General features: G+C 56.9%; 12 protein-coding genes. 8 read left to right on the top strand and 4 right to left on the bottom strand.

Annotated features, from left to right (window positions below):
• Positions 1-2 precede the first annotated feature (2 nt).
• The 3 genes from QRD42_RS18420 to yfcG form a co-directional block, all read right to left on the bottom strand.
• The gene (locus QRD42_RS18420; RefSeq protein WP_321987809.1) at positions 3-896 is read right to left on the bottom strand and encodes a TIGR01777 family oxidoreductase; all 894 of its coding nucleotides are present in this window, start codon (positions 894-896) and stop codon (positions 3-5) included.
• Between the two features lie 18 nt (positions 897-914).
• Entirely contained in the window at positions 915-1,277 is a 363-nt protein-coding gene (gene folX, locus QRD42_RS18415; protein ID WP_072569227.1) for a dihydroneopterin triphosphate 2'-epimerase, read from the bottom strand.
• A 65-nt stretch (positions 1,278-1,342) separates the two neighbouring features.
• Entirely contained in the window at positions 1,343-1,972 is a 630-nt protein-coding gene (gene yfcG, locus QRD42_RS18410; protein ID WP_321987808.1) for a GSH-dependent disulfide bond oxidoreductase, read from the bottom strand.
• Positions 1,973-2,105: 133 nt separating this feature from the next.
• Between yfcG and yfcF the strand changes: the two genes are divergently transcribed.
• The 3 genes from yfcF to yfcD are packed head-to-tail and all read left to right on the top strand — an operon-like array spanning position 2,106 to position 3,958.
• Entirely contained in the window at positions 2,106-2,750 is a 645-nt protein-coding gene (yfcF, locus tag QRD42_RS18405) for a glutathione transferase (RefSeq protein ID WP_321988793.1), read from the top strand.
• 56 nt (positions 2,751-2,806) lie between these two features.
• The gene (yfcE, locus tag QRD42_RS18400) at positions 2,807-3,358 is read left to right on the top strand and encodes a phosphodiesterase (RefSeq protein ID WP_072569224.1); all 552 of its coding nucleotides are present in this window, start codon (positions 2,807-2,809) and stop codon (positions 3,356-3,358) included.
• 57 nt (positions 3,359-3,415) lie between these two features.
• Entirely contained in the window at positions 3,416-3,958 is a 543-nt protein-coding gene (gene yfcD, locus QRD42_RS18395; protein WP_072569494.1) for an NUDIX hydrolase YfcD, read from the top strand.
• A gap of 2 nt (positions 3,959-3,960) precedes the next feature.
• Here yfcD and QRD42_RS18390 read toward each other — a convergent pair whose 3' ends face one another.
• Positions 3,961-4,980, bottom strand: a complete 1,020-nt coding sequence (locus tag QRD42_RS18390; protein WP_072569223.1) for a LacI family DNA-binding transcriptional regulator — start codon at positions 4,978-4,980, stop codon at positions 3,961-3,963.
• Between the two features lie 247 nt (positions 4,981-5,227).
• On the opposite strand from QRD42_RS18390, the gene QRD42_RS18385 reads away from it, so the two are divergent.
• The 5 genes from QRD42_RS18385 to QRD42_RS18365 all read left to right on the top strand — a co-directional run bounded on the left by QRD42_RS18385 (position 5,228) and on the right by QRD42_RS18365 (position 9,215).
• Positions 5,228-5,671 carry a PTS sugar transporter subunit IIA gene (locus tag QRD42_RS18385; RefSeq protein WP_321987807.1) on the top strand — a complete coding sequence of 148 codons (444 nt, stop codon included), beginning with the start codon at positions 5,228-5,230 and terminating at the stop codon, positions 5,669-5,671.
• A gap of 81 nt (positions 5,672-5,752) precedes the next feature.
• Entirely contained in the window at positions 5,753-6,025 is a 273-nt protein-coding gene (locus QRD42_RS18380) for a PTS sugar transporter subunit IIB (RefSeq protein WP_318362814.1), read from the top strand.
• Positions 6,026-6,047: 22 nt separating this feature from the next.
• Positions 6,048-7,439: a PTS ascorbate transporter subunit IIC gene (locus tag QRD42_RS18375; RefSeq protein ID WP_321987806.1), complete on the top strand. Its 1,392-nt coding sequence runs from the start codon at positions 6,048-6,050 to the stop codon at positions 7,437-7,439.
• Positions 7,436-8,269: a transketolase gene (locus QRD42_RS18370; protein WP_321987805.1), complete on the top strand. Its 834-nt coding sequence runs from the start codon at positions 7,436-7,438 to the stop codon at positions 8,267-8,269. The genes QRD42_RS18375 and QRD42_RS18370 overlap by 4 nt, the downstream gene beginning before the upstream one ends.
• The gene (locus tag QRD42_RS18365) at positions 8,262-9,215 is read left to right on the top strand and encodes a transketolase family protein (protein ID WP_321987804.1); all 954 of its coding nucleotides are present in this window, start codon (positions 8,262-8,264) and stop codon (positions 9,213-9,215) included. The genes QRD42_RS18370 and QRD42_RS18365 overlap by 8 nt, the downstream gene beginning before the upstream one ends.
• Positions 9,216-9,316 lie beyond the last annotated feature (101 nt).

The following is a 9,316-nucleotide window of genomic DNA, read 5'->3' as shown; positions in this document are numbered from 1 at the left end:
ATTCAGCGCACCACGTCCGCCAGCGCGTCTTCCAGTTCAAACCAGCGGAAGCCAAAGCCTGATTCCTCCAGCCGTTTAGGCAGTGCTCGCTGGCCGCCCAGCACCAGCACTGCGGCTTCACCCATCAGCAGGCGAATGGCGGTAGCGGGTGTGCGCAGGATGGTCGGGCGATGCAGCACATGCCCAAGGGAGTGAGCGAACTGTTCATTGTGCACCGGATAAGGCGAGACCATATTGAACGGGCCGCGCAGATCGTTATCCAGCAGCCAGAGAATGCCGTTGACCATATCGTCGATATGGATCCACGCCATGTATTGCCGTCCGTTGCCAATGGGGCCGCCAAGACCGGCGCGAAACACCGGCAGCAGTTTTCCGAGGATCCCGCCTTTGGGGGCAAGCACCACGCCGGTACGCAGCAGACAGACGCGGGTGGCTTCGCTCTGCGCGCCGCAGGCGATCTGCTCCCAGCGCGCGCACAGCTTATGAGTGAATTCGTTGTGCGGCGGTTCCTCTTCGGTAACCACCACTTCCCCTAAATCACCGTAATAGCCGGTGGCCGAGCCGGAAATCAGCACCGCAGGCGGCGTGTCGCTGGCCTTGATCAAATCGACAAGCTTTTGGGTGATGGTCCAGCGGCTGTTGCACAGGCGCTGTTTTTGCGTCTCGTTCCAGCGTTTGTCGGCGATGGGCTCGCCCGCCAGATTGATCACCGCGTCGATATCGTTCAGATCCGTGCGATCGTGCAGCCCTTTCCACAGCGTGACGCGGGCGTCGAGCTGGCCCTGTGCCTTGTGCGGGTTGCGCGTCACTACGGTCACGCTGTGGCCCAGTTCAAGTAAACGGGGAATAAGATGGCGGCCAATCAACCCGGTACCGCCCGTAATCAGGACCCTCATGCAACCTCCTGTTAACGCTCAGCGCCGCCAACTCATGGTCATGGATACCGAATCGGCGTAACGCAGGGCGTGAAGTTTATCGATCTCTGCTTCAGCATAGGTCACCCAGCGATGTTCCCGCGCAATATCGAGTACATCCTGGGTTAATTTTTCCAGCAGGGAGAAGCGATTATTCTCCACATGCTGAATGATGCTTTTGGTGATCGTCCGGTAATTCAGCGCATCATTAATGTCTTCGCTGGCGCGCGCTTTCTCCGCCGGATAGTGGATCACCACGTTGATCACGATGTCCTGTCGGTTCGCGATCTCCTCGTCTTTGATGCCGATAAAAGTCCTCAGGCGCAGGTTTTTTATCCGAATAACAGCATCAGGTTGCGGCATGAAATAATTCTCCTTGTAATGAATGGCTCCATCATACACGAGGATTATTGCCGCGCGCAGCGCCCCTAAAGTTGCTGCGCTTTTTGCATTGCCCGCTGGGTAGCGGGGCGATTACGAATGCGCTCAAACCAGTTATTAACCGCGGGAAAATTATTTAAATCAATCCGCTGGCGCTCATGGCTGTTGACCCACGGCCAGGCGGCGATATCCGCGATGCTGTAATGTTCCCCGCCCAACCAGGGCACCTGCTCAAGGCGTTTGTTCAGTACGTTATACAGCCGCTGGGTTTCCACCTGATAGCGTTCAATAGCGTAAGGTTCGGGTTTAGGGGCGAAGTGGTTGAAATGATGGTTCTGCCCGAGCATCGGGCCGAGGCCGCCCACCTGCCAGAACAGCCATTGCAGCGTCCGGTGCCGCTCGCGCAGCTCGCCGCTCAGCAGCAGGCCGGTTTTCTCAGCCAGATAAAGCAGGATCTCCCCGGACTCGAACAGGCTCAGGGGCGCGCCGCCATCTGAAGGCGTATGATCAACAATGGCCGGTATTTTATTATTGGGCGATATTTGCAGAAACTCAGCGCGAAACTGATCGCCTTTGCCGATATTTACCGGTATCAGACGATAATCAAGTTCAGCCTCTTCCAGAAACAAGGTGATTTTATGGCCGTTCGGCGTCGGGGCGTAATAGAGATCGATCATGTCAGCTCCTGTCGTAGCGGTGGCGTCGCAGAATGGAGTATAGGCGTAACACCGGCGTGGTGAGTTTTCCTGAGTGACAGACGTGTCGTAAAGCACTATTTTGAAGGTAAATTCCCTGGTGCGTGAGGTTGTTATGAGCGATGCGGCAATAACGTTATGGTCTGATGCAAATTACTTTTCGCCTTATGTGATGTCGGTGTATGTGGCGCTGCACGAAAAAGGCCTGCCCTTCACCCTGAAAACGGTGGATCTGGATAGCGGCGAAAATACGCGCCCTGGCTGGCAGGGCTACACACTGACACGCCGCGTGCCGGTGCTGGTGATTGACGGTTTCGAACTGAGCGAATCTTCCGCTATTACCGAATACCTCGACGAGAAATTCGCCCCGCCGGAGTGGGAGCGCATCTATCCCCACGACATGCAAAAACGCGCCCGCGCGCGACAAATCCAGGCCTGGCTGCGCAGCGACCTGATGCCGATCCGTGAAGAGCGCTCCACTGACGTGGTATTCGGGGGCGTGAAAAAAGCGCCGCTCAGCGCCGCTGGTGTGGCAAGCGCTCAAAAACTCTTTGATACTGCCAGCCTGCTGCTTGCTCACGGCAAGCCGAATCTGTTTGGCGAATGGTGCATTGCCGATGCCGATCTGGCGCTGATGCTCAACCGCCTGGTGCTTAATGGCGATGAGGTGCCCGAAGCGCTTGTGGAATACGCGACATTCCAGTGGCAGCGCTCCTCAGTGCAGCGTTATGTCGCACTTTCTGCGCAGCCTTCAGACTGATCGACGGTCAGAGATCCGCTATCATTAGACGGGATTTTTACCACGAGGTTTGCGCAATGAAGCTGATGTTCGCTTCAGACATTCATGGATCGTTACCGGCTACCGAACGCGTGTTGCAACGGTTCGCCGAAAGCGGCGCGCAGTGGCTGGTGCTGCTGGGCGATATACTGAATCACGGGCCGCGAAACGCGCTGCCGGAAGGCTATGCGCCTGCGCAGGTGGCCGGGCGGCTGAACGAGCAGGCGGCGCGCATTATTGCGGTGCGCGGCAACTGCGACAGCGAAGTGGATCAGATGCTGCTGAATTTTCCCATCACCGCGCCCTGGCAACAGGTGCTGATGGATAATCAGCGGTTGTTTCTGACCCACGGGCATCTGTTTGGGCCGGATAATCTGCCGCCGCTGGGAGCGGGAGATGTGCTGGTGTATGGTCATACCCATCTGCCGGTGGCGGAACGGCGTGATGAGATTGTTCATTTTAATCCCGGCTCGGTCAGCATTCCTAAAGGCGGAAATGTCGCCAGCTACGGCATGCTGGATGAAAAGGTTTTGCGTGTAATCGCACTGAATGATCAACGCGTTATTGCACAGGTCACGATTAATCCGTAATTTACCCGACAACCAAAAACGCGTCATAAGAACGCTTAGAGAGAAGGTTTCCTGATGGTGGAACAACGTCATTTTACAGGCACGGAATGGGTAGATATTGTCAACGAAGACAATGAGGTGATAGCGCAGGCCAGCCGCGAACAAATGCGCGCGCAGTGTTTGCGTCATCGCGCGACCTATATCGTCGTGCATGATGGCATGGGCAAAATTCTGGTGCAGCGCCGCACCGAGACCAAAGACTTTATGCCGGGTATGCTGGATGCCACAGCGGGCGGCGTGGTACAGGCGGATGAAGTCTTGCTCGATTCCGCGCGCCGGGAAGCCGAAGAGGAATTAGGCATTGCGGGCGTACCCCTCGCCGAGCACGGGCAGTTCTATTTCGAAGATGAACACTGCCGCGTCTGGGGCGCGCTGTTCAGCTGTGTATCCCACGGCCCCTTTGCCCTTCAGGAAGATGAAGTCAGCGAAGTATGCTGGATGACGCCGGAAGAGATCACCGCCCGCTGCGATGAGTTCACCCCGGATTCGCTGAAAGCGCTGGCACTGTGGATGACCCGCAATGCCAACAACGATCAGCCAAAGCTGGAAACGGCGCAGTAACCTCAGCAACTCTCCCGCAGACACAGCGTCGAGGCAATAGGCGCGCGTGTCGTCCAGTCATCATCATTCAGTCGCGCCAGCAGGGCGCGACCTGCTTCAATACCAATCTGGCGATGCGGCACGGCGATGGTGGTCAGCGGCGGCTGGCATACCCGGCTGACATCGCTGTCGCCAAAGCCGACAATCGCCAGATCGTCCGGCACTTTGATGCGCCTCCGCTGGCACTCATAGAGTGCGCCGCACGCCAGCTCATCTGACACGCAAACCAGCGCATCCAGCTCCGGCCATGCCAGTAAAAACTCCGGCAGCTGCGCCGCGCCGGTCGAAAAGGTGGGCGGCGCGGCGGCGTTAATTACCCGGTTGGGCGACATATGGTGGCGCAGCATGGCTTTATACCAGCCCTGCAAATGCTGCTGAAAGATCCACTGTTCCTGATTGGCGCACAGCAGGCCGATGTTCTGATAACCGCGCTGGATAAGCGTTTGCGTTAATTCCTGCATGGCGGCGACGTTATCAATGCCGATATTCATATCAATGGGATCGGTCCGCGTCGCGCCGATTTCCATCACCGGAATACTGGCGTTGGTCAGCCAGTGACGTACGGTTTCGCTGTGCTCAACGCTGAGCAAAATGGCGGCGGCCAGGTTGGAGGCCAGCAGCGTTTCCAGCAGCTTTTCTTCCTGCTCCAGGCGGTGCTGCGACTCGGCCAGCATGATCTGGTAGCCCGCCGGTTGCAGCACCTGCTGAAGCCCGGCAAACATTTCCGAACAGCCGGACTCTGCCAGATTGGGCACCACCATCGCAATGGTCCACGACGAGGCGGAGGCGAGGGCGCTGGCTGCCAGATTAGGTAGATAGCCCAGCTCCTGTACCGCCGCCTCAATTTTTTCACGTAGCTTGCCGGAAACCTGCTCGGGCGTCCGCAGCGCACGGGAAACCGTCATGGTGCCGACGCCCGCCAGCTGGGCAACATCCGCCAGCGTCACCTTTCCGGTATTGCGCCGTTTTCGGGTAATAGACATTCTCGTTCCTGCGTAAAGACGATGATCTCAGTGGCTTTTTTCGATTTATTTTATTCGTGGCAGAAGAAGTATACGCCGTATAACCCCATTATTACCGCGATTCAGAACAATGAATGTGATCTGATAGCGCTATCACAATTCTGCACAGTGCTTTTTGATAGCGCTATCTTTGTGACTATCGTCACGGTCAGTCTACGGATCCTTGCATAAAGTTTGTCCATCTTTTGCCACTAAAGAGGGAAGCAGAGTGCTGGAAACATGGCTTAACGGTCCCACCATTCAATGCCGCGAGCGGGTTGATGACTGGCAACAGGCGCTGGCGATCTGCGCGCAGCCGCTGCTGGATGCAGGGGTCATCACGGCGGATTACGTACCGGCCATCATCAGCCAGCAGCAGGCGCTGGGGGCATATTACGTGCTGGCGCCAGGGCTGGCGATGCCCCACGCCCGGCCGGAAGAGGGGGCAAAGGCGCATGGGTTATCGCTGTTGAAACTACAGCACGGTGTTTCATTTAACGCCGGGGAATTCGATCCGGTGGATCTGATTATTATGCTGGCGGCAGCCGATAAGCATAGTCACATTGAGATGATCGCCACCCTGGCGGAATTATTTTCCAGCGATCAGGACTTAGCAGGATTACATCAGGCAACCACCCGGGAGGAAATAGAAAACATTATTCAACGCTTTTAGATTTTTACACGCTAATGATTTTAAAACATCACGCCATATTGCGTGGTGCGCCTGAACTTTACCCTACGAAAGGTGATAATAATGAAAATTATGGCAATTTGCGGATCCGGCCTCGGCAGCAGTTTTATGGTCGAAATGAATATTAAAAAAGTGCTCAAAAAGCTGAATATTGAGGCGGAGGTGGAACACTCCGATCTCTCCTCCGCCACGCCAGGCGCCGCGGATCTGTTCGTGATGGCGAAAGACATCGCCGCCAGCGCCAGCGTGCCGGACCACCAGCTGGTGGTCATCAATAACATTATCGATATTAATGAGCTGGAAACCAAGCTCCAGACTTATTTTGCCAACCGGTAACTGCATATAAAGCGAGGCGGATATGTTTATCCTTGAAACGCTCAATTTTATTGTCGATATACTGAAAGTGCCGTCAGTGCTGGTGGGCTTAATTGCCTTAATTGGTCTGGTGGCGCAGAAAAAATCCTTTTCCGATGTGGTCAAAGGCACGGTTAAAACCATTCTCGGTTTTATTGTGCTGGGCGGCGGTGCCACGGTATTAGTCGGATCGCTTAATCCGTTAGGCGGTATGTTTGAACACGCTTTTAATATTCAGGGGATCATTCCAAATAACGAGGCGATTGTTTCCATTGCGCTGGAAAAATATGGCGCATCGACGGCGCTGATCATGGCCTTTGGTATGGTCGCCAATATTATCGTCGCGCGCTTTACGCGGCTGAAGTACATCTTCCTCACCGGGCACCATACGTTTTACATGGCCTGTATGATCGGCGTGATCCTTACCGTCGCCGGGTTTGAAGGCGTCGGGCTGGTATTTACCGGATCGCTGATTTTAGGTCTGGTGATGGCCTTCTTCCCGGCCATTGCCCAGCGCTATATGCGGCGCATTACCGGCACCGACGACATCGGCTTTGGGCATTTCGGCACCCTGGGTTATGTGCTGGCTGGCTGGATCGGCAGCGTCTGCGGTAAAGGCTCGCGTTCAACGGAAGAGATGAACCTGCCGAAGAACTTAAGCTTTTTACGCGACAGCTCTATCTCCATCTCGCTCACCATGATCATTATTTATCTGATCATGGCGGTTTGTGCCGGACGTGAATATATCGAAAGCACCATCAGCGGCGGACAGAACTTCCTGGTGTACGCCATTATTCAGGCCATCACCTTTGCCGCCGGGGTATTTATCATTCTCCAGGGCGTGCGTCTGATCCTCGCGGAAATTGTCCCGGCCTTTACCGGCTTTTCGGAAAAACTGGTGCCCAATGCCCGCCCGGCGCTGGATTGCCCGGTGGTTTACCCTTACGCCCCCAACGCTGTGCTGATCGGTTTCCTGTTCAGCTTCCTCGGCGGACTGGTGGGGCTGTTCCTGCTCGGTCAGATGAAACTGGTGCTGATCCTGCCGGGCGTGGTGCCGCACTTCTTTACCGGTGCCACCGCAGGCGTGTTTGGTAACGCTACCGGCGGCCGGCGTGGCGCGATGCTCGGCGCGTTTGCCAACGGGCTGTTAATTACCTTCCTGCCAGTGCTGCTGTTGCCGGTGCTGGGGGCCATCGGTTTCGCCAACACCACCTTCTCGGACGCGGATTTCGGCGTGATCGGCATCGTGCTGGGCAATCTGGCGCGCTATCTCTCACCGCTGGCGATCACCGGGCTGGTGGTGGTGCTGTTCGCCGCGCTGGTGGCGTGGAATCTGTTTGCACGAAAAAAACCTGCGGCTGGCGACACGCAGCCCAATAGCGGAGCGAAATTATGAGCAGTATTGCAGAACTGACGCAGCTGGCGCGGGAGATCCGCATCGCCACCCTGAAATCACTGACCACGCTGGGTTTCGGGCATTACGGCGGCAGTATGTCGGTGGTGGAAACCCTGGCGGTATTGTACGGCGAAGTGATGCGTATCGATCCGGCGGATCCCGACTGGCCCCAGCGTGATTACTTCGTCCTGTCGAAGGGGCATGCCGGGCCGGCGCTCTACAGTACTCTCGCCATTAAGGGCTATTTCCCGGTTGAGGAGTTGCAGACCCTTAATCAGAACGGCACACGCCTGCCAAGCCACCCGGATCGGCTGAAAACCCGCGGCGTGGATGCGACTACCGGCTCGCTGGGGCAGGGGATCTCCATCGCGGGCGGCATGGCGTTATCGCATAAGCTGGCCGGGCGCGCGAACCGGGTGTTCTGCATCGTCGGCGACGGCGAGCTGAACGAAGGCCAGTGCTGGGAGGCGTTCCAGTTTATTGCGCATCACCGGCTGAATAACCTGACGGTATTTGTCGACTGGAACAAACAGCAGCTGGACGGCGAGCTGGACGAGATCATCTGCGCCTTCGATCTGGAGGGGAAATTCCGCGCCTTTGGCTATGACGTTTGCACCGTGAAAGGCGACGACATCGCCGGGCTTCTGGAGGTAGTCGCGCCGCGACCGGCGGCGGAGGCGCGCCCCAGGGTGGTGATCCTCGACAGCATCAAGGGCCAGGGCGTGCCTTATCTGGAACAGCTCGGCAACTCACACCATTTACGCCTGACGGATGAGATGAAGCAGGCGCTGGATCAGACCATCGCACAGCTGGAGGCCGCCCATGATTAAGCTCGCACCCGTCGGGGGAAAAGACGCCGTTGAAATGCGTAAAGTGTATGCCGGTTTTGTGGCAGAGCAGATTGAGAGCGGCAGCGACATCATCGCGCTGGAAGCGGATTTGATGAGTTCCATGGCGATGGATGGCGTGCACAAGCGTTATCCGCAGCACGTGATCAACTGCGGCATCATGGAAGCTAACGTCATCGGCACCGCGGCGGGGCTTTCCCTCACTGGGCGTAAACCCTTTGTGCATACCTTTACCGCCTTCGCCAGCCGTCGCTGTTTCGATCAGCTGTTTATGGCGCTGGACTATCAGCGCAATAACGTGAAGGTTATTGCCTCGGATGCGGGGGTGACCGCCTGTCACAATGGCGGCACCCACATGTCTTTCGAGGATATGGGCATTGTGCGCGGGCTGGCGCACTCGGTGGTGCTGGAGGTTACCGACGCGGTGATGTTTGAGGATGTGCTGCGCCAGCTGATGACGCTCGACGGCTTTTACTGGCTGCGCACCATCCGGAAACAGGCGGCGACGGTTTATGCGCCCGGCTCGGTTTTTACCATCGGCAAAGGCAACGTGCTGCGCGACGGCAGCGACATCACGCTTATCGCGAACGGCATTATGGTGGCGGAAGCGCTACAGGCGGCAGAGACGCTGGCGCAGGAGGGCGTCAGCGCGGCGGTGATCGACATGTTCACGCTAAAACCCATTGACCGTATGCTGATAAAAAACTATGCCGAGAAAACCGGTAAAGTGGTGACCTGTGAAAACCACAGTATCCACAACGGACTGGGTTCTGCGGTGGCGGAAGTGCTGGTGGAAACCTGCCCGGTGCCGATGCGTCGCGTCGGGGTTAAAGGGCGGTACGGCCAGGTGGGCACCCAGGATTTCCTGCAAAAAGAGTATGGCCTGACGGCGCAGGATATTGTCGCGGCGGCGCGGGAGTTGTTGTAAATAAAAAGGCGACCTGTATGGGGTCGCCTTTCTTGCCGGATGGCGCTTCGCTTATCCGGCCTACAAAACCGTAGGCCCGGTAAGCGTCAGCGCCACCGGGC

This window comes from Enterobacter sp. PGRG2 (assembly GCF_030291195.1).
Lineage (GTDB): Bacteria > Pseudomonadota > Gammaproteobacteria > Enterobacterales > Enterobacteriaceae > Enterobacter_D.
Note: the sequence above shows the minus strand (reverse complement) of the source record. Positions and strands in the feature narration are given on the sequence as shown.

Excerpts from the sequence above, each read along its gene's own strand:
- yfcF (WP_321988793.1), top strand. The coding sequence starts at position 2,106 with ATGAGCGATGCGGCAATAACGTTATGGTCTGATGCAAATTACTTTTCG.
- yfcE (WP_072569224.1), top strand. The coding sequence starts at position 2,807 with ATGAAGCTGATGTTCGCTTCAGACATTCATGGATCGTTACCGGCTACC.
- QRD42_RS18380 (WP_318362814.1), top strand. The coding sequence starts at position 5,753 with ATGAAAATTATGGCAATTTGCGGATCCGGCCTCGGCAGCAGTTTTATG.
- QRD42_RS18420 (WP_321987809.1), bottom strand. The coding sequence starts at position 896 with ATGAGGGTCCTGATTACGGGCGGTACCGGGTTGATTGGCCGCCATCTT.
- QRD42_RS18370 (WP_321987805.1), top strand. The coding sequence starts at position 7,436 with ATGAGCAGTATTGCAGAACTGACGCAGCTGGCGCGGGAGATCCGCATC.
- QRD42_RS18390 (WP_072569223.1), bottom strand. The coding sequence starts at position 4,980 with ATGTCTATTACCCGAAAACGGCGCAATACCGGAAAGGTGACGCTGGCG.
- yfcG (WP_321987808.1), bottom strand. The coding sequence starts at position 1,972 with ATGATCGATCTCTATTACGCCCCGACGCCGAACGGCCATAAAATCACC.
- QRD42_RS18375 (WP_321987806.1), top strand. The coding sequence starts at position 6,048 with ATGTTTATCCTTGAAACGCTCAATTTTATTGTCGATATACTGAAAGTG.
- folX (WP_072569227.1), bottom strand. The coding sequence starts at position 1,277 with ATGCCGCAACCTGATGCTGTTATTCGGATAAAAAACCTGCGCCTGAGG.
- QRD42_RS18365 (WP_321987804.1), top strand. The coding sequence starts at position 8,262 with ATGATTAAGCTCGCACCCGTCGGGGGAAAAGACGCCGTTGAAATGCGT.